Origin of the sequence: Leptotrichia hofstadii, assembly GCF_007990525.1 — a bacterium.
GTDB lineage: Bacteria > Fusobacteriota > Fusobacteriia > Fusobacteriales > Leptotrichiaceae > Leptotrichia > Leptotrichia hofstadii.
The window spans coordinates 410,044-434,028 of sequence record NZ_AP019823.1 but is presented as its reverse complement, the minus strand read 5'-3'; the positions used below and the strand labels follow the sequence as shown (position 1 = coordinate 434,028).

Sequence of the window (23,985 nt, the reverse complement as noted above, 5' to 3'; positions counted from 1 at the left end):
TAAATTAACTCCTTGCCTATTTTTTTATTTACAAGATGTTCTACAACTGCTCCTTAATTTCCTTTTTCAATATATTAAAGTGTTCTTTTGAAATCGAGCAGATAATTTTTTTGTTATCATAACATACAAGATAGCCTAATGCAAAAGGAATTGGAATAAAAAATACCGAAATCATTTTTGCTAGCACTTTTATTTTTTCGTTATATACCGTAAAAGTTCTAACTGTGTAAAATCCTGTTCCACAGCCATTAAGCCTATAGGAAGAATACAAGTTCTCATCGCCATTGTCGTATTCAATAAATTTTTTTAGAATCCATTCTTTCTGATAATCCTCCAGCAACTTAAAACTTGGCAAAGTTCTCGCAATCTTTATCACAATAAGTATAACGATAATAATAACAGCTATTATTAATACAATGGTTTCAGATGGAATACCTTTATATTCCACACCATTATCATAAAATGTCTTTTTTAAAACTTTTCCATTTTCAGAATATTGAATATTATGTCCGTTAATAACGCCTTTAGTATAAGGTATTTCCTCTTTCAGCTTTCCATTTTCATAATAAACACGTGTTGTTCCAATTTCCTCGCCATTTTCAAAATTTCCTTCAGCTTCTACATTTCCATTTGAATAGTATGTTTTGGCTAAACCTTCTTTTAAATCGTAGGAATAATTAATTTCTGACTTTATTTTCCCATTTTCATAATATTCCTTAAAAACACCATTTTTTCTACCTTCTGTATAAAAACCCTCCATTTCCAGTTTAGTATTTTTATAGTAACTTTTAGATACTCCATCCAAAATCCCTTCTTTAAATTCACTTTCTATTTCCAAATTGCCATCTTCATAAAATTTCTGTACAATTCCAGTAAATGGCTCATTCTCTCCAGCAATATACAAAACTTCATTTTTCACTTCCGTCTGTTCAATCTTAACATTCCTTACCGAAGCTGCCAGAACCACGCTGGAAATAAAAAAGATAAAAAATAAAACAAATAAATTTTTTCTACACATATAACCTCCCTTAAACAAAATAATTATTTTTACAATTTTCTTTTTTTACTTTCCAAAACCCTATCCAAAATCACAATTGCCGTAGCCGCTTCCAATACTGGCACTACTCTTGGCACTATTATTGGATCATGTCTTCCTCTCACTTCCAAAATATCATTTTGCTCTGTTTCAAGATTCACAGTTTTTTGCGCTTTCTCGATCGAAGCTGTAGGTTTTATTGCCACTTTAAATGAAATTGGCATTCCAGTCGTTATTCCACCTATGATTCCACCGTTATTATTTGTAAATGATTTTATGTTACCTTTTTCATCATAAAACATTTCATCATTTGCTTCGTACCCTGTCATTTCCGTAATTCCAAAGCCTGCTCCAAATTCTATTCCCTTTGTGGCTGGCACCGAGAAAATCATTCTTGAAAGCTCGCTTTCCATAGATTCAAAATATGGATCTCCTATTCCCGCAGGAAGCCCTGTAACCATAAGTTCTACAATTCCACCAAGTGAATCTTTTTCTTCCCTAGTTTTTTCCACAGCCTTCTCGATTTTTTCCACAATTTCCTCATTCAAGACAGGCAAAGTCATATTTCTAAGTTTATCAATATTTTCTTCTGTAATATCGCTTTCCACAAAATCCCTATCTTTAATATCCTTTACCGATTTGATATGTGCTGCAATTAAAATCCCCTGCTCTTTCAAAATCTGTTTTGCAATCGCTCCAGCAAATACCAGTGAAGCCGTTATTCTACCAGAAAAATGCCCACTTCCACGAATATCATTAAATCCGTTATATCTGTTAAATCCGCTCCAGTCTGCATGACCCGGTCTTGGCTTTCTTTTTAATTCGCTGTAATCCTTTGAACGCTGATTTGAATTTCTAATAATCATCGCAAGTGGCGTTCCTGTAGTTTTTCCATCAAAAAATCCACTCAAAATCTCAAATTCATCCTTTTCCACTCTAGGTGTTGTCAATTTTGATCTTCCTGGCGCTCTTCTTCTCATTTCCTGCGAGATAAATTCCAAATCCAGTTCAGTTCCTGCTGGAATTCCATCAATATTTATCCCTAATGCGCTACCATGTGATTCACCAAAAATTGATATTTTATAATTTTTTCCAAAATTTGCTGCCATTTTTTTCCTTTCTATTATCCCACATTTTTATTTATCATCATTTTTTACAACAAAATCTTTTCCATTTACAAAAACTGCCTCATTATTGCTTATTGGAAGTAAATTTAATTTATTTTCATAAATTTTTATAGTTTCTTTTGTACTTTCGACAAATGGAAATTCATTATTATGTGGCAAAATATAAAAATCTGTAATATTCATTGCTTCATAATTATCCAAATCAAGAGCAATTTCCTTATTATCCATTATCTGATTGTATTCTATATTTTTAGAAGTAATAATCGCCCCAGCCGATTCTCCTATATAAAGCATTCCATTTGAAATTTTGTCTTTGATAGTATCTAAAATTTTTTTACGTTTTAGTTCCTGCAATAGATAAAATGTATTTCCACCTGATACATACAAAATTTTTGTATCTTTCAATATATTTTCTATTTTTTGTCTTTCTGTTTTTGAAATATCTAAAATATTTATTGAAAATCCCAATTTCAAAAATGCCTGCTTAGCTTCGTCTACATATCCTTTATAATCTTCAGTGTTTGAAGCAGTCGGAACAAATGTAATTTCTTTTTCTGGTACATCTTTTAAAAATTCTTTCACTAAATTTTTCGTTCCTGCTAAATATGATGTCAAAAATAATTTACTCATATAAATTCCTTTCCTAACGGTATCAACAAAATTTAATTAAATTTTACATCCGTATATTCTATTAATTTTCTATCTCATTAAAAAAATTTTTATTTTAGATTTTACCATTTTTAACTTATTTATCAATTATAAATAAACTTTATCTTTCTAAAAAATCTTTTTAGCAATCTTTCCTTATCTCTCCACCCATTTTCACAAAATCATCCCAGAAATGCGGATAAGATTTTCTAACACTTTCAGCCTCTTCTAGAATTATTTCCTTTTCACATCTTGTTGAAGCAATCGCAAGCGACATTGCAATTCTATGGTCATTCCAAGCACTTACCGTTACTCCACCAGTAAATCCTTCTACACCTTGAATAATCAAACTGTCCCCTTCCTCAGCTACATTCGCTCCAAGTTTATTCAATTCCGTCTTTATCGAAGTTATTCTATCCGACTCCTTAATTCTAAGTCTTTCTCCATTAATAATCCTAGTTTCCCCTTCACTCAAGGCCCCTAATACTGTCAAAATTGGCCCAATATCAGGACATTGCGAAATATCAATTACTGTTCCTTGAGTTTTAGAAGGCTTAACAATCACATAATCATCAAAAATCTCAAGATTTGCCCCCATTCTTTCAACAATTTCTATTATTTCCCTGTCGCCCTGCAACGAATTTTTATTTACATGCAGGCATTTCACCTCGTTATCCCTGTTTGCAGAAATTATTCCAGCCACAATCCAAAACGCCACTTGTGAATAATCCCCCTCAACAGTATAATCAAACGGCTTATAAATCTGATTTCCCCTTATATCAAAACTCTTATAATCATTGTTCACAATCTCAATTCCAGCCAGTTTCAATATTTCCAATGTCAAATCAATATACCCCTTAGATTCCAAATTCTTATTAATAGTCAGCTTTGAATCTCCGTCCAAGAGTGGCAGGGCATACAAAAGTCCCGTAATAAACTGTGAACTTATATTCCCGTCAATTTCATAATTTCCCGCCTTCAATTTTCCATTCACTGTAAGCGACAATTTCCCATTCTCATTTTTATAAAAAATTCCCTGTTTATCAAAAATCCTATAATACGAGTCAAGCGGTCTGTCCACGAGTTTCCCTTTTCCGTCGAAAATCAGTTCATTTTCATCTGTAATCCCAATCGGTATCAAAAACCTGATTGTAGATCCCGATTCATTACATTGCACATACTTATCCTTTGGAACGACTTTTCCGCCATTTCCAATAATTTCAAGAGAACTTTCCTCTCGATTGATTTTTGCTCCCCAGTTTTCCATAATATCCGTTGTTGTTGTAATATCCACCGAGAACTTCAAATTATCAATCTTAGACTTCCGATTATCCTTATTTTCAGCTAATGCAGCTGCAATCACTGCTCTGTGTGAATAACTTTTAGATGGCGGGATTTCTATTTTTCCATTTAATATGCTTGGTTTTATTTTTATTTTCATAAATTTTTTCTCCTTTTTATTCATTCTACTTTAAAAATTTTATCCTACTTCACCATCACAATCCAACTCTCCATTAATATTTCCACTTAACATAATAGCATGTCCAAGAAAAAATATGTCATTGTCATAATAAAATGCTGTAAAATCTCCATCAGCAGTTACCCATAAACCTTGCAAATAAATACAACTTCTAAATACTCTTTCAGGAACTATTTCTCTCTTCAATTCTTCAATTTCTTCCTCTGATAATTCAATCTCTGAATTTTCATGAATATTCTCAATAAATTCTTCCAATTCTTCTTCATCGTCAACACAAAGCCAATCCATAACTCGGTCTTTCCTATAATCACTTACCAAATCTTTCATTTTTGTGTCCCATTCTTTTTGATTGAGATACATAATTTTAAATTGTTCAACCGCCTCTTTAACTTCCTCTACTTTTTTCTCTTCATTCCAATCACTCTCAATTCCACCATCAAAACTCACACCTATTTTTCTCCCAAGCCACTCAACTTCAGTTTCAAAATTTTTTATTTCTCCAAAAACTTCATCTTTTATAGCATCACTCATATTAGTCCTCCATTTTATTCTTTTTTAATCCCAAATAAATTCATCAGACACTGTCTGACGAATTCCATTTTTTGAATAAACTATATAAAATCTAATTTCCCTCTTAATTCTCCTTATTCATCTGTTCCTTTTTCTCAGCTTTTATAAAAGCAACTATAGATACAATTGCAACTAAAATTATCCAAGCCCAATCTGTATATATTTCACTACTTATCTTAAAAACTCCCATCCACGAATAAGATAAACCTTCTAGAAATGGTAATTTTTGCTCTTTTTTCAAATAATAAGCTACCAAAACTACATCAACAAAGTATACTGCAATCATAGAAAAAATTGTAATTACAGGAATTCCTTTTGTAATATCCCTCATTGGCAAAGCTTCATATTTTGGATTTAGTAGATTTTCATTTTTAGCATTTGCTCCAAATTTACTTTGACGTATAGGTTCGGCAATATTTTTACCCTCTGTCTCTGTCTTTTTAATTTTTATTCCAAATATCCAGCCAAAAAAAACTATAAAAAATATAATTATAGAAATTATTTTATATCCTAAAAAAATCATCGAAAATCCTAAGCAAATCATAGTTGCAACAATAGAACTTAACCCTGCAAATAAAATTCCATTTAAATATCTCTTCATAAATAATCCCTTTCATCTAATTTTCATTCAGTTTTTCTATTAAAAAGATTAACAAATTTTCGCAGAAAATCTCCATTTCATTTCCAAAAGCTAAAATAATATTATTATTTAAATCCTTTACAAATATCACTCCATCTGCTACACCAATTATATATTCTTCCCAGTTATATATTTCATCATCAAATGTAATATTTTCTTTTGAAACTTTTATTTTCTTTAAATTATCAAAATTCTCAATTTGCTTCTTGTCTGAGAAAAGACTGAAACTTAATTTATGTGATTTTCTAAATGGAAACTCCTCACTTCCCCCATTTTCAATCTTTTCTAATGCACTTGGATAATTCTGTTTTACAAAATCTTCCTGAAATAAATCAAAAGCATCTTTTCTATACCCGCCTGCATTGATTTTTTCCCACTTTCCTTCGTTAGATTTGAAAAAGATGGCTGTAAATGTATTTCCCAGCATGTATACTTCCTTCGAAAGAAAATATTGCAAATTTTTATAATAATTTTTTTCATTTTTTCCTACACTAAAACCATCATCACAAAAATAAATATTTGGATATTTCTTTTTATAATACGAAAATACAAAGAAATCTACTATACCCAATATAATTAATAAAACTATAAAAATCATAATAGTAGAAATATAAAAATTTCTGCTAATTTCAACTGTAAATAATAAAACTACTCCTATATTTAATACCAGCAAAGAAATTAAAAATTTTGCCGAATTAAAAATTATTTTTAACCAGTTCGCCTTTTCCACTTTTTTAAAATTTTCCTGTAACATATTTTTTTAACTCCTCTAATATTTCAAATTAAGTCAGACAGCGTCTGACCTTTTCAGTTCCTTTGCTTAACTATTTTCATTTTTACAACCTAAAATTTACTCAAAAATCTCCCTCTCCCCTATCTTTCTAATTTCAACTTCCCCAATTTCCTTCAGAATTACAAAATTAATTCCGTCATTCGTACTTTTCTTATCCCTTTTCATAATTTCAGAAATCCTGTCTTTCGGATATTCAATCTCAGTCGGTAAATTCAATGCCCTCAATAGTTTCTCAATTTTTAAAAATTCATTCTTTTTAGTAAATCCTTTTTTCTCCCCAATTTTTGTAATGTCTACCATTCCAGCAGAAATTGCTTCCCCATGTGAATATTTCTCATAATTTGTAAACTGCTCTATTGCATGTCCGATAGTATGTCCAAAATTCAATATCATTCTCAAATTACTTTCCTTCTCATCTTTTTCCACAACTTCCTTCTTTATCTCACAGGAACGGTAAACAAGTTCATTCACATACTTCATCAGATGTTCACGCAATTTCTGCTTATAATTTTCATCATCATAAGAAACTTCAACTGTTTCCACTATTTCCATAAGTCTGTCAAAAAACTTCTTATCATAAATACATCCATATTTCACAATTTCCGCAAATCCGTCATAAAAATATCTGTCTGTCAATGTATTCAAAAAATAATTGTCAATTAAAACAAGCTTAGGCTGATGAAACGCCCCAACAAGATTTTTCCCCTCAGGCAAGTCAACACCGACTTTTCCACCAACACTGCTGTCAACCTGTGAAACAATTGTCGTCGGTATCTGTATAAATCCAATCCCACGCATATAACTGGCAGCCGCAAATCCAGCAATATCTCCAACAACTCCACCACCAAATGCAACAACCATATCCTTTCTTGTAAGTCCTGCATTTACCATTGCAGAATAAATTCCAGGCATTATTCCAATATGCTTATTTTTTTCTCCTGCTTCCAGCACATAAATTGTATAATCAAAGCCTTTAAACATCTTCTCATACTGATTCCTGTAAATTTTATCCACATTAGAATCCGTAATCACAAATAATTTTTTTCCATTATAAATCTTTTCAATATACTTAGGAAATTTATCAAAAAAATTCTTTCCAATTACAATATCATAAGAATTTTCCCCTAATCCAACATTCAATATTTCCATAATTTTCTCCATTTTCTATTCTTTATGTGTATATTAAAATATAGCAAAACCACTAAATTCAAAATTTAAAATGATTTTACTATAAATAAAATTTTATTTAAAACTATCCCATTATATCTCCTTCAGAAAATTCCCCATTAATATTTGCAAGAACATTTATTATATGTCCTGAAAATATCATATCGTTATCTGAAAGATAAATACTGAAATTCCCATCCCCATAAATAGTCAGTCTTTCCACAGACATTATTTTTTCCATTGTTTCTTGTGTTATTTCACTATCTCTCAATTTTTCAGCACTTTCTTCTGATAACACTTGTTTCATATCTTCAACAAATTCATCAATTTCATCGTCTTCATAATAATCTTCGACATCAAACCAGTCGTTTGCTAATTCCAACATTACTTCTGCCGAATTTTTTATAATTTTTTCATTCCAGCCATTCACATCTGACAGAATTTCCTTTAAAGTTTTAATTCTGTCTTCCATTCTTTCCTTATCAGTCTTTTTCTCATCCTTCTCATTTAACAGCTGATAATCAGATATATCAAAATACACATCTATTTTTTTATTATTTACCCAGTTAACCTCTGTTTCAAATCCATCGACACATTCAATTTCACCTAATAATTCATCTTTTATAACTTCTGCCATTTTACCCTCCATATAAGTTTTTGTTTGTCAAAAATGTTTTACAAATTATATCTTTTTTCAAGTTCCCTTTTTATATAAACTGACTGAAACTCTTCTTTTAACATATCCATTATAATTACATCATAAGTTTTTCCCAGAATCTCAACTGCTTTACGCAATCTCCCAGCTTCCTTAAAGCCTATTTTTTTATATAAATTATAAGCAACCTCATTATATTCAAATACATTTAACGATATATTTCTCAGATTTAAAAATGAAAAGCCGTAATCAAGCAGCAAGTTTATAGCTTCCATTCCATAACCTTTTCGCTGATATTTTGGATTTCCAAGCATAATTCCCATTTCAGCTGTTCTATGTATCTCTCCTACTGATTTAAAACCTACATTTCCCAAAAGTTCATCATTTTCCAATAATCTGACAGCAAATATTTTCTCTTTTTTGATTGAATTTAATAATTCTTTTTCACTTTCAAAATCCATAATACTTGTATAAACAACGCATCCCAGTCCTACTGAAACTTCTATATTATTTACCATTTCAGCATATTCCTCAACATCATCAACAGAAATTGGCGAAAGATAAATGTTATCTCCTGTCAATTTTTTCAAATACTTTTTCTCAGACTTATTTTCCATTTTATTCCTCCCAAATTAATCTCTCTTAATCAATTTTTTCCCGCCGTTTTGTTGAAATTATAAACTTTTCCTTTAAAGTTCCTAAATCATTGCTGTTTAAGGCTTCTTTTATTATATCAAGTTCCCGTTCAAACTGCTGTATCATTTTTAAAAGATTCTTTTTATTTCCCATAAAAAGTTCTGCCCACAAATCCTCGTTTATTTTCGCAATCCTCGTCAAATCCCTATAAGAATCCCCAATAAATCGGTTTGTATCGTACTTTTCACTATCACTGTTTACAAGTGAAACGGCAATTGCATGCGTAAGCTGGCTCGTAAACGCAATAATTTCATCATGTTCCTGTGCCATAAGAAAACTGACTTTCTTAAAGCCCATCAGCTTAACAATTTCCGACAGCAGTTCTAGATTTTCTTTTTTATTTTTTTCGTTCTTAATAATTATATAATTTGCATCTTTAAATACTCTATTGTCTGCAAAATCAATCCCGCGTTTCTCACGTCCTGCCATAGGATGTCCAAAAATAAAGTCAATATTTCTTCCACTCTTCTCAATAATTGGATCAATATCCTTAATGATTTTCTCTTTAATTCCAACAACATCAGTAATTATCGCATTTTCCTTAAAATAATTAATATTATTCACAAAAAACGACTTCATCAAATTCGGATAAAGAGTAATTACCACAAAATCCGATTTTTCCAAAGGCTCTCTTGTTTCCAAAAAACCTTTATTTATAATATTTTTCTCTTCTGCCTTCTTTATCGTTTCCTCATCAATATCAATCCCATAAACAGTCTTAATACCAATCTCCTTAAAACTCTGTGCAAAAGCAGCTCCAATCACTCCGAGTCCAACTATTGTTACTGTCAAATTTTCTATTTGTTTTTTCATAATTTATTCTTTCTCTTTGTCATTTTTTTCTTCTTTTTTAGAAAACGCTATAAATATAAGAAATAATCCAAAAACTAATTGTAAAATCATTGTTGGCATAAATCCTATTGAATCATATACCAACGCTATTATTTTGGGAACTCTAAAACTGCCTAAGGTTCCATTAAAATATTGAAACAATGTAAATAAAGTATATCCTGTCCAAAATATTCCAAATAGTAACGTTTGCCACTCTATCTTTCTTTTCACTATTAAATTCTCCTATTATTTTTATTTAAAACTTTTCCCCAGCACATTTGCAATCTTCTCCACATCTTGCATTAAATCGTCAAACACTTCAAATTTCAATGATTGAGGCCCATCTGACAATGCCTTGTCTGGTTCAGGATGCACTTCTACCATTAATCCGTCTGCTCCAGCGGCGATTCCTGCCATTGCAAGAGGTTTTACCATCCAGTATTTTCCAGTTGCATGGGCTGAATCTACGATTATTGGCAAATGTGTCAATTTTTTAATCATAGGTACTGCATTCAAGTCCAATACATTTCTGTACGCTGTTTCATAAGTTCTGATTCCTCTTTCACAAAGAACTACATTTTCATTTCCGCCAGCCAAAATGTATTCTGCCGACATTAACCATTCTTCTATTGTTGCACTCAATCCTCTTTTTAACAATACTGGAATATTTGTTTTCCCAACTTCTTTCAGCAAATCAAAATTTTGCATATTTCTCGCACCTAACTGAATCATATCAAGATGCGGACCAAATTCATGTAATTGAGCAATTGACATAACTTCGCATATTATTGGAAGTCCTGTTTCTTCTTTTGCTTTTTTCATCAATTCAATACCTTCCATACCTAATCCTTGAAAGGCATAAGGCGATGTTCTAGGTTTAACAACTCCACCTCTTAAGATATTTGCTCCAGCAGCTTTTACAGCTTTTGCTGTATCAATAATTTGTTTTTCATTTTCCACAGAACAAGGTCCTGCCATCATCACAAGGCTATTTCCCCCAATTTCTACATTTCCCACTTTTACAATAGTGTCCTCTGGTTTAAATTTTCTACTTGCTCTCTTATAAGGCTCTTGCACCCTTTGTACATCCAGCACGTAATCTAGCGCCTGAATATGCTTTATATCAATTGTGCTAATATCTCCAACCAATCCTAAAATTGAATATTCTTTGCCAGCAATTAATTTAACGCTTACATTATTTTCCGTTTCCAATCTGTTTATCAATTTTTCCAAGATTTTTTCACTTATTCCGCCATCTACTTTAATAATCATCATTTTTTCTCCTATTCCATTTTCATTACGTAAATTATAAAACGATTTCACTGCACAATTTCAAATTAACCTACAACTACAGCTGTTCCGCTGCAAGTTACCATAAGCATCCCATTATCTGCTCCTAATACTTCGTAATCCATTTTTACACCAATAATGGCATTTGCACCAAGATTTGAAGCCCTAGTTTTCATTTCCTCCAGAGCATTTTCTCTTGCCGTCAAAAGCTCATCTTCATAGCCTTTAGATCTTCCTCCAAAAATATTTCTCAAGCTTGCCCCCATATCTTTGAACATATTAATCCCTGAAATAACCTCTCCAAAAACAATCCCTTTATATTCAATGACTTTCTTATCCTGAATTTCATTTGTAGTTGTAATAACCATATCTTTACCTCTTTTCTAAATTTTTGTAAAAAAAAACTCTCTTAAAATGACTTTAGGAGAGGATAAATCTAAATATTTATACATAACATTTATTTCTATATTTTACGATACTTTAATAGTTTATTTACTACAGCCAAAATTTATAAAATTTGCCTAAACAAATCAAAAATACTTTTAATCATCATAAGCAATTATTATACTTCAAACCTCTACATCCAGCAATTACACTTAATTAACCTCAAATCTCTCATTTTTCCAAAATTATTCAAAATTAATTAACTATAAGTCTCTATTCTTTTGTAAATCCTGCAAATCTTCAACACTACTAATTCTCTAAACTACCCTGTATCTTCATTTTTCAATTAAGATTAAATTTCCTTCTACCCTACTATCCTACTAACATGCCAATCTATTCACTTAAAACCAAACTCAAAGTTATAACTATTCCATCTAAATCATGAATTTCTTAATTTTAACAATTTGATATTAAATAGATTTGAATATATAATAACAAATATTAAATATATTGTCAACTGTTAAAATTTCTCAAACTATGATAAAATATAATAATCATAATAAAATCGTAGTACGAAACAAAAAAGAAGGGAGAAAAATTTGGAAAGCTTTATTTTCTTAGGAATTATTTTATTAGTCGGAAGAGTTACTAATAACAAGTCTATTGTTTATGCAACAAATTTTGTACTAATTTTAAAATGTCTATTCAGTATTACTGAAATTTATAAAGTAAGAGGCGTCAATATTGGCAGCTTGATGGTTCAATTTAAGGAAAATGGAATTAGCTGGGGGGTTTTAGTAATTACAGTCGCCATCTTAATTCCAATAGCCACAGGGGAAATTGGGTTTTCCCATTTATTAAGCGCCTTCAAATCTCCAATTGGATGGGTTGCGATTATTAGTGGAATTACAGTTTCCATCCTGTCCTCAAAAGGTGTAGCGCTGCTCTCAGGACAGCCTGAAATCACAGTTGCCCTGGTAATCGGAACTATTATGGGAGTCGTATTTTTCAAAGGCATTGCGGCAGGTCCCGTTATTGCCAGTGGAATTACTTTCTGCATTTTGAGAATTATTGAATTATTTTTTAAAAAATAACTTATGCAAATATAACAAAAGGAATGCTCATCAACTTAATAATCTGCATTCCTATTTTTTATTATTATTCATTTTCATTAATTTACCATAAATTGCGACACTAATGTGACACTTTACCAAAATTCTCAATTTTCAAATTTACTGAAAAATCTTTTTATTTTATCCTTAAATGAATGTGCCTTTTTATAGTTTTTCTTATTGTCAAGCGAGTCGTCAAATTCACGTAAGATTTCTTTTTGCTTGTCAGTAAGATTTGTCGGAGTTTCCACTTTTATTTCGACAATTTCATCTCCCCTGTTTTCACTTCGAGCATATTTAATTCCTTCATTTCTCAATCTGAATGTTTTTCCATTTTGTGTTCCTTCAGGAATTACTATCTTTTTCTTGCCGTTAAGTGTAGGCACTTCTACTTCTCCACCTAAAATAGCCGTTGTCATTTTCAAAGGCACTTCACAACGAATATCGTATTCACTTATTCTTTCAAAAATATCATGCTTTGCAACAGTTATATGCACTCGCAAATCTCCAAAGACTCCACCATTTGCCCCTGCGTCCCCACACTCTCTTACTACTAATCTTTGTCCAGTCTGAAGTCCTGATGGGAATCTTACCTTTTTTGTAAACGTTTCTCTTTCCAGTCCTGTTCCATGACAAGTATGGCATTCTTTTTCAGGAATTTTTCCTGTTCCATGACACTTGTCACATTCCTGTATTCCACTTGTCATGCCAAACAATGTTCTCTGCTGCACTCTTACATGTCCCGAACCATTACATTTATCACATGTTTTCATACTGTGTCCTGGTTCAGCTCCACTTCCGTGACAAGTTTTACATTGCCCATTTCTTTTATATTTTAATTCTTTTTCTGTACCAAAAGCCACTTCCTCAAGAGTCAATGTTAAATTGTATCTTAAATCATCCCCTTGATGCACTCTTGGTCCTTGACTTCGACCTCTTCCACCAAAAAAACTTCCAAAAATATCTCCTAAATCCTCAAAATCAAATCCGCCAGCACTACCGCTAAAGCCTCCAAAGCCTTGTCCACCAAAGCCTCCTGCTCCAGCTCCCCCATTTTCAAATGCCGCATGTCCATATTGATCATAGGCTGCCTTCTTTTGAGGATCGCTTAACACTTCATTTGCTTCCTGTACTTCCTTAAATTTGGCTTCAGCTTCAGGATTATCCTTATTTCTATCTGGATGATATTTTTTTGCCATACTTCTATACGCTTTTTTTATATCCTGTTCCGAAGCGTTTTTGGGTACGCCAAGCACTTCATAATAATCTCTTTTTGCCATTTTCTATCTTTTATCCTTTCCACTTCTGCAAATTTTATTTCCCTAATTTTTCTTGTTTTCATAAATTACTGCATTTTAAAACTCAAATACTTCCAATCAGGCTTATTAAACTAAATAATAGCAACATTTCATTGTTTAGATTTTCCATGCCCTTAAAATACATTATAGATCCCGGATATTTATAATTTATAAACACTATCGTCAGAGCAATTGATAAATATAAAGCTCCTATTACAGCCTCTTTGATTTTTCCAACTTCCTTTATTTTATTAAAAATTGAACTAATTAAAATATATATAAACACTCCATATAAAAATGACTTGAAATTTGGATTCAATGAGGGAATCATATAAATTATAATTACTAGCACAGTTTCTACAATCGCACTTTCAAATCCTACCTTTAGTGCCTTGCTAATAAAATAATAGAGACCTAACACAATTAGAAAATATATAATAAACATGTACAAGTTTGGAAAGTTAAAATTATAATTATAAGATAACAATCCAAGCGATCCTGCACCTACAAAAATCGCGAACTTTTTTAAATTATTTTTTAGTACTTCTAACATTTTCACATCCTTCTATTATAACATTCCACAAATATTCTCTAATTATTAGGAATTTATAATTTTTAAGTTTATATTAAACCTTAAATACCTCTAAAAATTATAATCATTTAATAATTGGTTTTAAAGCTAATTAAACATATTATAACCTAATTTTCCAAGAAATCCAACACTAAATTTGAGTTTTTTCAATTTTTCGTTATTTTTTACCTTTTACAATTAATTTTGCAAAAAAGTTTTCACCATTTTCCAATTTTAGAATCCCTGTCTTTTCTTCCAATTTCCCTGTACAGTTTTCAAAATCTGAAATTCCATACCAAGGTTCTATACACACATAAGGAGCTTTTGGCTTACTCCAAAATGCAATATACGGGAATCCTTTATATTCAACGCTTAATTCTTTAGAATTTTTATTATTTTTTATTGTAACTTTTTCTGATTTTAAACCTTCAAATACTATTGCATCATCATCAAATACATTTTCAGTAATTTGAATCTTGTTAGTATTATTCAAATAATCAACTTTTTCATCAAAAACTAGCCCATTATTAGTAAGTTTATATTTTTGCGAAGTTTCATTTTTTTCAAATTCCAAGTAATAGTCATCTAATTTTAGACCATCGTTCACATTAAGTGCAAATGCAGGATGTGTTCCTAGTGAAAAATACATCTCAGAATTATTTTTATTTACAACATCATATCCAATTTCCAAGATACCGTCATTAACTGTATAAGTTAAAAACAAATCAAATTCAAACGGATATTTTTTTAAAGTTTCACTATTTGAAGAAAATCTAAATTTCAAAGAATTTTCAGTTTTCTCAACCAGTTCAAAATCCTCAGTCCGAGCAAACCCATGCCGTGTAGAAATTTTATACTCTTTTCCGTTGTAACTATAAGCTCCATTTTTTATACTTCCAACAAATGGAAACAGCACAGGTGAACTGGCAGCCCAAAACTCAGGCTTTCTGTTCCACATAAACTCTTCTCCATCCACTTTATAACTTCGTAATTCCGCTCCTCTATCCGCAACTGTAATTTCAACATTTCCGTATTTTAGAGTGTTTATTGTACTTTCCATTTTTAACACATCCTTTTTTAAAGATTTTTATTTATTTTGATTTTTCAATTTTATTATTGTACCAAATTTATTTTTCAATCTTATTATCTCAATTTCAAATTTATTTTTTATTCAATTTCTACTTCAGAAAAAATAATGTCCACGACTTTTTCTAAAATATCCTCTGGTAATTTTTCAATAATTTTATAGTTTCTTGTAGTAATATCCAAAGATTTAAGGTGTTCACATAAAATTATGCCCGTAGTAGCAGTCCGATTATCTAATTTTATATGAAGCGGAAATTTGTCTATTGAATTTGTAATTGGACAAACTAAAACTAAATTTGTTACCTTATTGAAAGTATCATTGCTTACTATAACCGCAGGACGATATCCAGCTTGTTCATGTCCTACCTGCGGATTAAAATTTATCTTTATTATATCCCCTTGTTTTACCATACCTCTTTACCTACTGGTTCTCCCCAATCTATTTCCTTTTTTTCATAATCCTCATTATAATTTGCAAATAATTCCTTTATTGTCTTTCTTTTTTCTTTTTTTATTTTTTTTAATTTAAGGCAATCATCTTCCTCTTCTATCAAAATAGTATCATTTACCTTTAAATCCAGCATTTCCAATATTTTTTTAGGAAGTCTTATTCCTTGACTGTTTCCCCATTTTTGTATTTTTAAAACCTCTGCCATAATAATCTCTCTTTCTAATAAGTATATACATAGTATATACTTTTTTTGTGAAAAAATCAATTATTTTTTACAAAAGAAGGAGAAATAATTCCCCTTCTCAATCCTATTTTTCACTTTAAATTTCTATTTCTTAATTAATCCACAACTTCTGCATCTTCCACATCATTAGCACCAGAATTGTTACTTTCTCCAGCTGTTTCTCCGCCTTGTGCCGCTTGTTGGGCTTGAGCTGCTTCTTGGTACATTCTTGTTGCGAAACCTTGAGAAACTTTTGATAATTCTTCAATTGATTTTCTGATTGCTTCTACATCGTCGCCATCTTTTACTTTTTTCAATTCTTCGATTGCTTTTTCGATGTCTTCTTTTTCAGTTCCTTGAAGTTTATCTTCGTTTTCTTTTATAGTTTTTTCTGTTGCGATTACTAATTGGTCAGCTTGGTTTCTTGCTTCTACTAATTCTTGGAATTTCTTATCTTCAGCTTCATGCGCTTCGGCATCTTTTTTCATTTTTTCTATGTCGTCTTTAGATAAGTTAGAACTTCCAGAAATTGTTACTGTGTTTTCTTTTCCAGTTCCCAAGTCTTTTGCAGAAACGTGTACAATTCCGTTTGCGTCAATGTCGAATGTTACTTCGATTTGAGGTACTCCTCTTGGTGCAGGTGGAATATCGTTTAAGTTAAATTCTCCTAATTTATGGTTGTCAGCCGCTCTTGCTCTTTCCCCTTGCAGTACAACTATTGATACAGCTGGCTGATTATCTGCCGCTGTTGAGAACACTTGTGATTTTTTAACAGGAACTGTAGTATTTCTTTCGATAATTTTAGTAAATACTCCTCCCATTGTTTCAATTCCTAATGATAATGGTGTTACGTCTAATAATAATACGTCTTTAACGTCTCCCATCAATACTCCACCTTGAATTGCCGCTCCTGCCGCAACTACTTCATCAGGGTTTATTGATTTGTTAGGTTCTTTTCCTAAGAAAGATTTTACCCATTCTTGAACCGCTGGAATTCTTGTAGAACCTCCAACTAATAACACTTCATCAATATCACTAGGGCTTAAATCAGCATCTTCCAATGCTTGTTTTACTGGTCCTTTAGTTGCTTCAACCAAGTCTTTTGTCAATTCATCAAATGCCGCACGAGTCAATTTTTTCTCCAAATGTTTAGGCCCTGTTGCATCCATTGTGATAAATGGTAATGAAATTTGTGTTTCTAGTGTAGTTGACAATTTTTTCTTAGCATCTTCTGCCGCATCTTTCAATCTTTGAATTGCCATTTTATCATTTCTCAAGTCAATTCCAGTTTCTTTTTTAAATTCGTCAGCTAACCAGTCAATAATTTTTTGGTCAAAATTATCTCCACCTAAGTGGTTATTTCCAGAAGTTGAAATAACTTCCACAACTCCATCTCCAATTTCAAGCACAGATACGTCAAATGTACCTCCACCCAAGTCAAATACTAATACTTTTTCTTCTTTTTTCTTATCCATTCCATAAGATAACGCAGCCGCTGTTGGCTCATTTATAATTCTTTGAACTTTAAGTCCTGCAATTTCCCCAGCATCTTTTGTAGCTTGTCTTTGTGCATCTGTAAAGTATGCAGGCACTGTAATTACAGCTTCTGTTACATCTTCACCCAAATAAGCCTCAGCATCTTTTTTCAATTTTTTAAGAATCATTGCTGAAATTTCTTGTGGTGTATAGCTTTTTCCGTTAATATCAACTTTATAGTCGCTTCCCATGTGAGTTTTAATTGAAATTACAGTTGAATCAGGATTTGTAATAGCCTGTCTTTTTGCAATTTCTCCTACAATAATTTCTCCATTATCTTTAATGTTTACTACTGAAGGTGTAGTTCTTCCTCCATCACTATTTGGTATTATAGCAAAGTTTCCACCTTCCATAACTGCCACGCAGCTGTTTGTTGTCCCTAAATCTATTCCTATTATTTTACTCATATCTATCATTCTCCTTTATTATCAATTTTTTATAAATTTAATTTATTTATTTTTTATTTCAATTTTTATTGTTTCTTATTAACCGTTACCATCGCAGGTCTTACAACTTTCCCTTTCATTTTGTAACCTTTTTGGAAAACTCGCACAACCACGTTGTCATCCAGTTCCTCTTTGTTTTCAGTAATCATAGCTTTATGTTCGTAAGGATCGTACTCTTTTCCTGCTGCTTCAATTTCTTCTACGCCTTCTTCTGTCAACAGATTTTTTAGATTATTCAAAATCATATTAACTCCTTCGATTAATGAATCAAAGTTTTGACTTTCCTTCGATGCGTCAACCGCTCTTTCCAGATTATCTATATTGTCAAGCAATTTTACGATAATTCCTTCAGAAGCGTATTTTCTCATTTCAGCAACTTCGTTTTCTTTTCTTTTTGTGAAGTTTTGAAATTCAGCCAACTTTCTTGTATATGAATTTTTCCATTCTTCAAGTTCAGCTTCTAATTTCTTTACCTTATCATCACAATTATCAGAAATTTCTTCTGCACTTTTTTCAGCTTCTTGATTTTCTACATTTTTATTTTGCTCTTCAACCGCTTCATTCTGTACAGCCTCACCTTCCAAATTTTCCTTTTCCAAATCTTTTTCCGCCATTTAAAAAACCCACTCTCCTTCTTATTATTTATTTTTTTGATTTAATAACTGATTTACTTCTTCTGCTACATATTCAACGAGTCCAACCGTCTTTGAATATTCCATTCGTTTTGGTCCAATCACACCGATAATCCCCTTCGCATTATTAAGCGTATAAACCGAGAACACAAATGAAAAATCCTCTAGTCCTGCAATATTCAAATCTTCTCCAAAAATTACATTCACTTCTCTATCTTTAAATTCCTCCATCTGTAAAAACTGTGCAAATACATTTCGTAAATCATTCGGATTATTAAACAGTTTTACCCGATTTATAAGGTTCATTACATCAGATGCGTTATTTTCAATGAGATTCGTTCCACCTTCAAAAAATAATTTTCCTTCATCGGAAATCATATTATCCTGAAAATCGCTTTGCATAAATAAATTTGTATTCGTGAAAAAATCCTTTAAGTCAGATAATGTAAAATACTTACTGTTCGCAATTTTTTCATTTAAAAAACTATTTATTGCTTCCACTTCATTTTCAGTTACAGGATTTTCCAGAAAGATATTTAAATTTTTTGTAAGGGAAGAATTCATTACAACTACAGCAAGTACTGTCGTTTCATTAATATGTACCAATTTTACCTTTTTTACACCTTCCTGCGTAAACGCCGGCTCCAATACAACTCCGGCATATTGACTAATTTTTGACAATAATCTAGACGTTTCCTCAAATATCGTATCAATTTGATTCATCCTCTTATTGTACGCCTGCATGACCTTCGCCTTTTCCTCCTGAGAAATATCTCTAATTTTCAAAAGCTCATCGACATACAGCTTATATCCTTCACTTGTCGGAATACGTCCAGAAGATGTATGTGTTTTTACAATTAGGCCCTTATCTTCCAAATCTGCCATTGTATTTCGGATAGTCGCTGACGACACTCCAATGTTATACTTTTTCTCCAGCGTCCGTGATCCTACACTTTCACCAAATTCCAGATAATGCTTGATAATAGCCTTTAGAATTAATTGCTCCCTATCATTCATCTCGGCACCTTCCTTTTTATTGTTAGCACTCTCTAACTTAGGTTGCTAACTACAAATATATAATATTACATTTTTTTAAATTTGTCAACACTTTTTTTAAAATTTTTTTCATTTTTTCAGAAAATTTTTATAATATTAAAATAACAATGATAAACACAGGGTTTTATCAAGTTTATAATTTTAAAATATTTATTATAAAATTTTTGAGATTTTAATTTTTCAGTAAAATACAACTTGTCTGACCTTTTCTATTTTATTTAAATTGATAATAATGAAAGCAACCTTTACTAAAAGCGAATTTTGTTTTTTCTTTATAAGAAAGTTTTTCGTTAAGCGGGGTAGTTCGTAGAACGTTTCACCATTATCTTTAAATAATAACCAGTTATGCATGTAAAAATAACTGCTATTGCGAAAAAGGGCATGGCATCTGATGCCCTTATGTTAAAAAAACATATAAATGAAATAAGAAAAAGTATTTATTAATCATAATATTTATAAATAAAATCACAAAAGTCTTTAAGATGGATACTTAATGATTAAATTTAATTAAAGGATATTTTATAAGTACATAGATTGTAAACAGTACAACCTTGTAAAAAAAAGCTTTAATTCCATGAATTTTCTGATTCCTATTATTTAAATGGGAAATAATATAAGTTTTTACCCCTTACTAGATAAGTTCTTAATACATTTGTTATTTAAACGAAGTTTAGTATTATTATACAAAATCCTAAAATTAAAAAGGACTCCCTTAGTCATCAATAACTAAAACAGTCCTTATATCTACATATTATTAACTTTAATTTTTTTCTATTATGAAATTCAGAATTTTTTTATTTTATCTTTCTCTGAAATATTTATCAATTCCATTCACAATTCCTTTTACCATTACATTTTGAAAATCTGGAGAAGCCATTTTTCTATCTTCTTCAGGATTTGTCATAAATCCCATTTCTAGTAATGTATTTGTAACTGTTGACCAGTTTGTTCCTGTTAAATCATCTCTATAGGCAACTCCTCGACTTTTAAATCCAGTTGCTTTTGTATATTCTGACAAAATAGCTCTTGAAAATCTATCGCTTGACTTTTGTACACTTCTTGTATGTGGATTTTTAGCTGATGATGTAAGTACAGTTGCACCTCTGGCGCTGCTTCCACCTGCATCCGCATGTAATCTCAAGTAGACTGAACACCCTGCCTTATTTGTCATCAAGGCTCTTTCCTTGTTACTTATATTTACATTATTTGTTTCTCTTACCATAAATACAGAATATCCTTTGGCCTTTAAAGCATCTCTTAATTTTAATCCTATTTCTAATGCCAATTGATACTCAGTTTTTTTAGTCGAAACACCTTTTGTTCCATAGGCTACTTTTGGTTTTCTCTTGCTTGAACCTGGCGCTATTTCTTCTGTTTGCATATTTCCCTTAGCTTGATGTCCTGGATCAATGCACACTTTTTCAGCCGCACTCATTAATCCTGTTACGCTGCTTAATAAAATAACCAATTTAAATAACAGTTTCATTATTATTTCCTCTTTTCCAATATTTTATTTGTTTTTTTATTTTTTAAACATCTCAATTTATCATAATAATTTAATTTTCATGTCTGGTAAAATAATTAAAAATTATTCAATTTTTTTTATACAATTAAATTATAGAACTTATCTAATAAAGGTAAGATGATCCTGTGTAGTATAAATTTCTGTATCCACTTCCTTCAAAGTATACTCTATAAACATCCCCAATTCCAAGTCCTGAGAATGGGTATCCTCTAAAATTAAATCTTTTTCCAGATTCAAGGCTCACACAAGTATTACCTGATACTATTCTGCAACGTTCTACATATCTTGAAAAACCAAGTACACCAAATAATAAAAATATTGCTAATATTAGTTTCTTCATAATTAATCACTCCTTTATAAGTTTTCCGAAATGCAAAATTGAGATGTTTAATATTTCATTTTATAGTTGAATTCCCAGACACTTCAATCACAAATTTTATCAAAATTTTCGATAAACGAAAACTATGCTACCATAAATTATACCCTAAGTCCATTTGTTTATGCTGTATTTATCATTAATAAATCATTAAATCTATATAAGATTTTAATATCCAAATATTTTTAAAACTAATTATTAGTACATTTCACAATTACTTCACTAAATATCTCATTAAATACCGCTCAATATTATCTCCATATTCATTATCCAAATTTCCCACTATTTCAAATCCTAGATTTTCATAAATTTTTTTCGCTGTAAAATTATCCATATCAACAGTAAGCTCTATTTTTTTTATACCAATTTCCTTTAAATTTTTCATTACATACTCAAGCAAAATTCTTGCATATCCGTTTCTTTCAAACTTTGGAACAGTGGAAACTCCATACACATAAGCCACTTCCCTATCAAAGCTGCTCAAAACTTCAATAACTGACATCAGTTCCTCATTCACATCATTACTAAGCATCGCAAAAACTTTCCCATATTTGCTAAACGGTTTAATATTCCAATTTCCGACAGTCGCTTCTCCAAAAACCTCATTTTCATGCTCCACAATCCTAAATAGCAAATCTGAATCCTTTTTTGCATCCAATATTTTTATTTTGTAATTTCTTTCCATAAAAATTTTCCTTTCTCTATTTATTTTTTATAAAAATTATTTTAGTATAAATTTTTTGAGCCAATTTTATAACTTTGTCAAATTATCTATACTTTACAAAAGTAAACACTATTTTAAAATATACATTTTTTCATTTTTAAAATTTATCAATAATTCACTTTATACAAATACAGACCTTCCGAAGCTGCCAAAATTTTCTTATCATCAGCATTAGGATTTTCCAGCCTTCTTTTTATGTAATCTTCTTCTACATTTCCAAAATAAACCGCAAGTGCTGAACCAATCATAATTCTAACCATCGTTTTCAAAAATCCATTTCCACAAATCTCGACATTTAACTGCTTTTGACCAATTTTTTCATCATAATAGCATTTTATATAGACAATTTCTCTCACAGGATTCCTATAAGCCTTGTCCTTTTTCATAAAGCTGCTAAAATCATATTTTCCAACAAAATCATTCATTATCTCCTGAAATTTTTCCACATTCACGCTTGCCCTCAATCCTGTCACATAATTTGCTTCAAACGGCGTAATATCTTCCTCATTCCTCATAATATACAGATAAGTCCTACTTTTTGCATCAAACCGTGCATTAAAATCTTTTCCAGCTTCCTCAACTTCCAAAACCTTAACTTCTCCCTTTAGACATTTATTAATTTGTCTTTTTATCGCTTCTATCGGAATATTTTCATCAATGACAAAATTAGAAACCTGCTCCATAGCATGAACTCCTTTATCAGTTCTTCCCGATGAAATCATATTTATTTCTTGATTAAAAGTTTTAAAAACAGCTCTCTCAATTTCTCCTTGTACAGTTTTCATCTTTTTTTGCCGCTGAAATCCGCAAAATTTACTTCCATCATACTGATAAATCATTTTTATATTTCTTTTTCCCATTTTTTCCTCTTTTTTCTTTCAATCCTACGTTATTTTTGAATTTATACTTTATGATTTAATTATAAAAAAAAGAGCAATTTCTGCTCTTGTATATATCGGTAATTTTAAGTTTCAAATGGTGCGAAAGTACGCACTAATCTTAACCACACATACTTAGAGCACTATTTATATTGATTATTATAAATATACCTCTATCAATGCCAGAACATTGATAGAGAAATAAAATAACTCTTTACAAATTCATTTTATCAAATCCTTATCAAAAAATCAAGGAGCGATAAATGAAAGATTTGAAAATTTTGAAAATAAAAACGGAAACAGCTATAAAAACAAAAGAGAGCGATTAAGCTCTCTTTTTTTATAATTCTTCAATGGTATGCGGAACACCTATTGGGAAAATACTGTTTTTTATAACAGCGTTTATATCCTCTGTAATTTTTACTCGTAATAAATTTGTGATGTATTTTTCAATCTTTTTGACTTCTTTTTCGTCTTTAATACTACTCTCCGACATAATTGAAATTATGTATTCTGAATCCATGTTCAATATTTCATAATCATTGTTTGAAATTTTAAGTTCAAACGATATTTTTTTCATTTCTGCACCTTTTTTTATCTCAGTAAATCTCGGAGATTTAAATTGTAAATCCATTTTTAAAGTTCGGTTATCTGAATTATTGAATTTTTCTACTAATTTTTCCTGTATATTAAGTTTTGAATTTATTAACCGTATATCATCTATCAAAATTTTTCTATTTATTTTTTTCATTTG

28 protein-coding genes are annotated in these 23,985 nt (G+C 30.7%); 1 reads left to right on the top strand and 27 read right to left on the bottom strand.

The genetic code is table 11. The features are described from left to right. Nucleotides 1-40: 40 nt before the first annotated feature. From FVE77_RS02140 to FVE77_RS02075, 14 genes are all read right to left on the bottom strand, one after another. Nucleotides 41-1,018 carry a toxin-antitoxin system YwqK family antitoxin gene (locus FVE77_RS02140; protein ID WP_026745335.1) on the bottom strand — a complete coding sequence of 326 codons (978 nt, stop codon included), beginning with the start codon at nucleotides 1,016-1,018 and terminating at the stop codon, nucleotides 41-43. 29 nt (nucleotides 1,019-1,047) lie between these two features. Continuing rightward, complete coding sequence (gene aroC / locus FVE77_RS02135) at nucleotides 1,048-2,145, bottom strand: chorismate synthase (protein ID WP_026745334.1); 1,098 nt, start codon at nucleotides 2,143-2,145, stop codon at nucleotides 1,048-1,050. A gap of 27 nt (nucleotides 2,146-2,172) precedes the next feature. Continuing rightward, nucleotides 2,173-2,793, bottom strand: coding sequence for a Type 1 glutamine amidotransferase-like domain-containing protein (locus tag FVE77_RS02130; RefSeq protein WP_026745333.1), 621 nt, complete (start codon nucleotides 2,791-2,793; stop codon nucleotides 2,173-2,175). A 160-nt stretch (nucleotides 2,794-2,953) separates the two neighbouring features. Next, entirely contained in the window at nucleotides 2,954-4,252 is a 1,299-nt protein-coding gene (gene aroA / locus FVE77_RS02125; protein ID WP_026745332.1) for a 3-phosphoshikimate 1-carboxyvinyltransferase, read from the bottom strand. Between the two features lie 39 nt (nucleotides 4,253-4,291). Further along, nucleotides 4,292-4,822, bottom strand: a complete 531-nt coding sequence (locus tag FVE77_RS02120; RefSeq protein WP_026745331.1) for a DUF2262 domain-containing protein — start codon at nucleotides 4,820-4,822, stop codon at nucleotides 4,292-4,294. 103 nt (nucleotides 4,823-4,925) lie between these two features. Next, the gene (locus FVE77_RS02115; RefSeq protein ID WP_026745330.1) at nucleotides 4,926-5,462 is read right to left on the bottom strand and encodes a hypothetical protein; all 537 of its coding nucleotides are present in this window, start codon (nucleotides 5,460-5,462) and stop codon (nucleotides 4,926-4,928) included. A 16-nt stretch (nucleotides 5,463-5,478) separates the two neighbouring features. Then, the gene (locus FVE77_RS02110) at nucleotides 5,479-6,255 is read right to left on the bottom strand and encodes a hypothetical protein (protein ID WP_051254444.1); all 777 of its coding nucleotides are present in this window, start codon (nucleotides 6,253-6,255) and stop codon (nucleotides 5,479-5,481) included. A 96-nt stretch (nucleotides 6,256-6,351) separates the two neighbouring features. Continuing rightward, nucleotides 6,352-7,443: a 3-dehydroquinate synthase gene (gene aroB / locus FVE77_RS02105; protein ID WP_026745329.1), complete on the bottom strand. Its 1,092-nt coding sequence runs from the start codon at nucleotides 7,441-7,443 to the stop codon at nucleotides 6,352-6,354. Nucleotides 7,444-7,546: 103 nt separating this feature from the next. Then, a complete protein-coding gene (locus FVE77_RS02100) occupies nucleotides 7,547-8,098 on the bottom strand; it encodes a DUF2262 domain-containing protein (protein WP_026745328.1) in 552 nt (183 codons plus the stop codon). Nucleotides 8,099-8,136: 38 nt separating this feature from the next. Continuing rightward, nucleotides 8,137-8,733, bottom strand: coding sequence for a GNAT family N-acetyltransferase (locus FVE77_RS02095; protein WP_026745327.1), 597 nt, complete (start codon nucleotides 8,731-8,733; stop codon nucleotides 8,137-8,139). 25 nt (nucleotides 8,734-8,758) lie between these two features. After that, nucleotides 8,759-9,625, bottom strand: coding sequence for a prephenate dehydrogenase (locus FVE77_RS02090; RefSeq protein WP_081690267.1), 867 nt, complete (start codon nucleotides 9,623-9,625; stop codon nucleotides 8,759-8,761). 3 nt (nucleotides 9,626-9,628) lie between these two features. Continuing rightward, nucleotides 9,629-9,874: a hypothetical protein gene (locus tag FVE77_RS02085; protein ID WP_026745325.1), complete on the bottom strand. Its 246-nt coding sequence runs from the start codon at nucleotides 9,872-9,874 to the stop codon at nucleotides 9,629-9,631. Nucleotides 9,875-9,895: 21 nt separating this feature from the next. Further along, on the bottom strand, nucleotides 9,896-10,915 hold the full coding sequence (aroF, locus tag FVE77_RS02080) for a 3-deoxy-7-phosphoheptulonate synthase (RefSeq protein WP_026745324.1): 1,020 nt from the start codon (nucleotides 10,913-10,915) through the stop codon (nucleotides 9,896-9,898). A gap of 65 nt (nucleotides 10,916-10,980) precedes the next feature. Continuing rightward, entirely contained in the window at nucleotides 10,981-11,301 is a 321-nt protein-coding gene (locus tag FVE77_RS02075) for a putative heavy metal-binding protein (RefSeq protein ID WP_026745323.1), read from the bottom strand. Between the two features lie 615 nt (nucleotides 11,302-11,916). Between FVE77_RS02075 and FVE77_RS02070 the strand changes: the two genes are divergently transcribed. Continuing rightward, complete coding sequence (locus FVE77_RS02070; protein WP_006805794.1) at nucleotides 11,917-12,411, top strand: DUF441 domain-containing protein; 495 nt, start codon at nucleotides 11,917-11,919, stop codon at nucleotides 12,409-12,411. Nucleotides 12,412-12,536: 125 nt separating this feature from the next. On the opposite strand, the gene dnaJ is transcribed toward FVE77_RS02070, so the two are convergent. From dnaJ to FVE77_RS02005, 13 genes are all read right to left on the bottom strand, one after another. Then, nucleotides 12,537-13,709 carry a molecular chaperone DnaJ gene (gene dnaJ, locus FVE77_RS02065; protein ID WP_006805793.1) on the bottom strand — a complete coding sequence of 391 codons (1,173 nt, stop codon included), beginning with the start codon at nucleotides 13,707-13,709 and terminating at the stop codon, nucleotides 12,537-12,539. Between the two features lie 82 nt (nucleotides 13,710-13,791). Continuing rightward, on the bottom strand, nucleotides 13,792-14,280 hold the full coding sequence (locus FVE77_RS02060; RefSeq protein WP_026745322.1) for a hypothetical protein: 489 nt from the start codon (nucleotides 14,278-14,280) through the stop codon (nucleotides 13,792-13,794). Between the two features lie 196 nt (nucleotides 14,281-14,476). Next, entirely contained in the window at nucleotides 14,477-15,358 is an 882-nt protein-coding gene (locus tag FVE77_RS02055; protein ID WP_026745321.1) for an aldose 1-epimerase family protein, read from the bottom strand. A gap of 107 nt (nucleotides 15,359-15,465) precedes the next feature. Next, on the bottom strand, nucleotides 15,466-15,795 hold the full coding sequence (locus tag FVE77_RS02050) for a type II toxin-antitoxin system PemK/MazF family toxin (protein WP_026745320.1): 330 nt from the start codon (nucleotides 15,793-15,795) through the stop codon (nucleotides 15,466-15,468). Continuing rightward, on the bottom strand, nucleotides 15,789-16,040 hold the full coding sequence (locus tag FVE77_RS02045) for an AbrB/MazE/SpoVT family DNA-binding domain-containing protein (RefSeq protein ID WP_026745319.1): 252 nt from the start codon (nucleotides 16,038-16,040) through the stop codon (nucleotides 15,789-15,791). The genes FVE77_RS02050 and FVE77_RS02045 overlap by 7 nt, the downstream gene beginning before the upstream one ends. Nucleotides 16,041-16,174: 134 nt before the next feature. Further along, on the bottom strand, nucleotides 16,175-18,001 hold the full coding sequence (gene dnaK, locus FVE77_RS02040; RefSeq protein ID WP_026745318.1) for a molecular chaperone DnaK: 1,827 nt from the start codon (nucleotides 17,999-18,001) through the stop codon (nucleotides 16,175-16,177). Between the two features lie 65 nt (nucleotides 18,002-18,066). Continuing rightward, nucleotides 18,067-18,654 (bottom strand): nucleotide exchange factor GrpE, encoded by a 588-nt coding sequence (gene grpE / locus FVE77_RS02035; RefSeq protein ID WP_026745317.1) that lies wholly within the window; start codon nucleotides 18,652-18,654, stop codon nucleotides 18,067-18,069. A 24-nt stretch (nucleotides 18,655-18,678) separates the two neighbouring features. Further along, complete coding sequence (gene hrcA / locus FVE77_RS02030) at nucleotides 18,679-19,689, bottom strand: heat-inducible transcriptional repressor HrcA (RefSeq protein ID WP_026745316.1); 1,011 nt, start codon at nucleotides 19,687-19,689, stop codon at nucleotides 18,679-18,681. A gap of 838 nt (nucleotides 19,690-20,527) precedes the next feature. Continuing rightward, complete coding sequence (locus FVE77_RS02025; RefSeq protein ID WP_026745315.1) at nucleotides 20,528-21,214, bottom strand: N-acetylmuramoyl-L-alanine amidase; 687 nt, start codon at nucleotides 21,212-21,214, stop codon at nucleotides 20,528-20,530. A 142-nt stretch (nucleotides 21,215-21,356) separates the two neighbouring features. Then, nucleotides 21,357-21,593, bottom strand: a complete 237-nt coding sequence (locus tag FVE77_RS02020) for a hypothetical protein (RefSeq protein WP_026745314.1) — start codon at nucleotides 21,591-21,593, stop codon at nucleotides 21,357-21,359. A 250-nt stretch (nucleotides 21,594-21,843) separates the two neighbouring features. Beyond that, nucleotides 21,844-22,314, bottom strand: coding sequence for a GNAT family N-acetyltransferase (locus FVE77_RS02015; RefSeq protein WP_026745313.1), 471 nt, complete (start codon nucleotides 22,312-22,314; stop codon nucleotides 21,844-21,846). Nucleotides 22,315-22,460: 146 nt separating this feature from the next. After that, nucleotides 22,461-23,213, bottom strand: a complete 753-nt coding sequence (gene truA, locus FVE77_RS02010) for a tRNA pseudouridine(38-40) synthase TruA (RefSeq protein ID WP_026745312.1) — start codon at nucleotides 23,211-23,213, stop codon at nucleotides 22,461-22,463. Between the two features lie 358 nt (nucleotides 23,214-23,571). Beyond that, entirely contained in the window at nucleotides 23,572-23,982 is a 411-nt protein-coding gene (locus tag FVE77_RS02005) for a hypothetical protein (RefSeq protein WP_026745311.1), read from the bottom strand. Between the last annotated feature and the right edge of the window lie 3 nt (nucleotides 23,983-23,985).

What these genes read in the sequence shown, in the direction of transcription:
- FVE77_RS02140 (WP_026745335.1), bottom strand. Translation starts at nt 1,018, where the DNA reads ATGTGTAGAAAAAATTTATTTGTTTTATTTTTTATCTTTTTTATTTCC.
- aroC (WP_026745334.1), bottom strand. Translation starts at nt 2,145, where the DNA reads ATGGCAGCAAATTTTGGAAAAAATTATAAAATATCAATTTTTGGTGAA.
- FVE77_RS02130 (WP_026745333.1), bottom strand. Translation starts at nt 2,793, where the DNA reads ATGAGTAAATTATTTTTGACATCATATTTAGCAGGAACGAAAAATTTA.
- aroA (WP_026745332.1), bottom strand. Translation starts at nt 4,252, where the DNA reads ATGAAAATAAAAATAAAACCAAGCATATTAAATGGAAAAATAGAAATC.
- FVE77_RS02120 (WP_026745331.1), bottom strand. Translation starts at nt 4,822, where the DNA reads ATGAGTGATGCTATAAAAGATGAAGTTTTTGGAGAAATAAAAAATTTT.
- FVE77_RS02115 (WP_026745330.1), bottom strand. Translation starts at nt 5,462, where the DNA reads ATGAAGAGATATTTAAATGGAATTTTATTTGCAGGGTTAAGTTCTATT.
- FVE77_RS02110 (WP_051254444.1), bottom strand. Translation starts at nt 6,255, where the DNA reads ATGTTACAGGAAAATTTTAAAAAAGTGGAAAAGGCGAACTGGTTAAAA.
- aroB (WP_026745329.1), bottom strand. Translation starts at nt 7,443, where the DNA reads ATGGAAATATTGAATGTTGGATTAGGGGAAAATTCTTATGATATTGTA.
- FVE77_RS02100 (WP_026745328.1), bottom strand. Translation starts at nt 8,098, where the DNA reads ATGGCAGAAGTTATAAAAGATGAATTATTAGGTGAAATTGAATGTGTC.
- FVE77_RS02095 (WP_026745327.1), bottom strand. Translation starts at nt 8,733, where the DNA reads ATGGAAAATAAGTCTGAGAAAAAGTATTTGAAAAAATTGACAGGAGAT.
- FVE77_RS02090 (WP_081690267.1), bottom strand. Translation starts at nt 9,625, where the DNA reads ATGAAAAAACAAATAGAAAATTTGACAGTAACAATAGTTGGACTCGGA.
- aroF (WP_026745324.1), bottom strand. Translation starts at nt 10,915, where the DNA reads ATGATTATTAAAGTAGATGGCGGAATAAGTGAAAAAATCTTGGAAAAA.
- FVE77_RS02075 (WP_026745323.1), bottom strand. Translation starts at nt 11,301, where the DNA reads ATGGTTATTACAACTACAAATGAAATTCAGGATAAGAAAGTCATTGAA.
- dnaJ (WP_006805793.1), bottom strand. Translation starts at nt 13,709, where the DNA reads ATGGCAAAAAGAGATTATTATGAAGTGCTTGGCGTACCCAAAAACGCT.
- FVE77_RS02060 (WP_026745322.1), bottom strand. Translation starts at nt 14,280, where the DNA reads ATGTTAGAAGTACTAAAAAATAATTTAAAAAAGTTCGCGATTTTTGTA.
- FVE77_RS02055 (WP_026745321.1), bottom strand. Translation starts at nt 15,358, where the DNA reads ATGGAAAGTACAATAAACACTCTAAAATACGGAAATGTTGAAATTACA.
- FVE77_RS02050 (WP_026745320.1), bottom strand. Translation starts at nt 15,795, where the DNA reads ATGGTAAAACAAGGGGATATAATAAAGATAAATTTTAATCCGCAGGTA.
- FVE77_RS02045 (WP_026745319.1), bottom strand. Translation starts at nt 16,040, where the DNA reads ATGGCAGAGGTTTTAAAAATACAAAAATGGGGAAACAGTCAAGGAATA.
- dnaK (WP_026745318.1), bottom strand. Translation starts at nt 18,001, where the DNA reads ATGAGTAAAATAATAGGAATAGATTTAGGGACAACAAACAGCTGCGTG.
- grpE (WP_026745317.1), bottom strand. Translation starts at nt 18,654, where the DNA reads ATGGCGGAAAAAGATTTGGAAAAGGAAAATTTGGAAGGTGAGGCTGTA.
- hrcA (WP_026745316.1), bottom strand. Translation starts at nt 19,689, where the DNA reads ATGAATGATAGGGAGCAATTAATTCTAAAGGCTATTATCAAGCATTAT.
- FVE77_RS02025 (WP_026745315.1), bottom strand. Translation starts at nt 21,214, where the DNA reads ATGAAACTGTTATTTAAATTGGTTATTTTATTAAGCAGCGTAACAGGA.
- FVE77_RS02020 (WP_026745314.1), bottom strand. Translation starts at nt 21,593, where the DNA reads ATGAAGAAACTAATATTAGCAATATTTTTATTATTTGGTGTACTTGGT.
- FVE77_RS02015 (WP_026745313.1), bottom strand. Translation starts at nt 22,314, where the DNA reads ATGGAAAGAAATTACAAAATAAAAATATTGGATGCAAAAAAGGATTCA.
- truA (WP_026745312.1), bottom strand. Translation starts at nt 23,213, where the DNA reads ATGGGAAAAAGAAATATAAAAATGATTTATCAGTATGATGGAAGTAAA.
- FVE77_RS02005 (WP_026745311.1), bottom strand. Translation starts at nt 23,982, where the DNA reads ATGAAAAAAATAAATAGAAAAATTTTGATAGATGATATACGGTTAATA.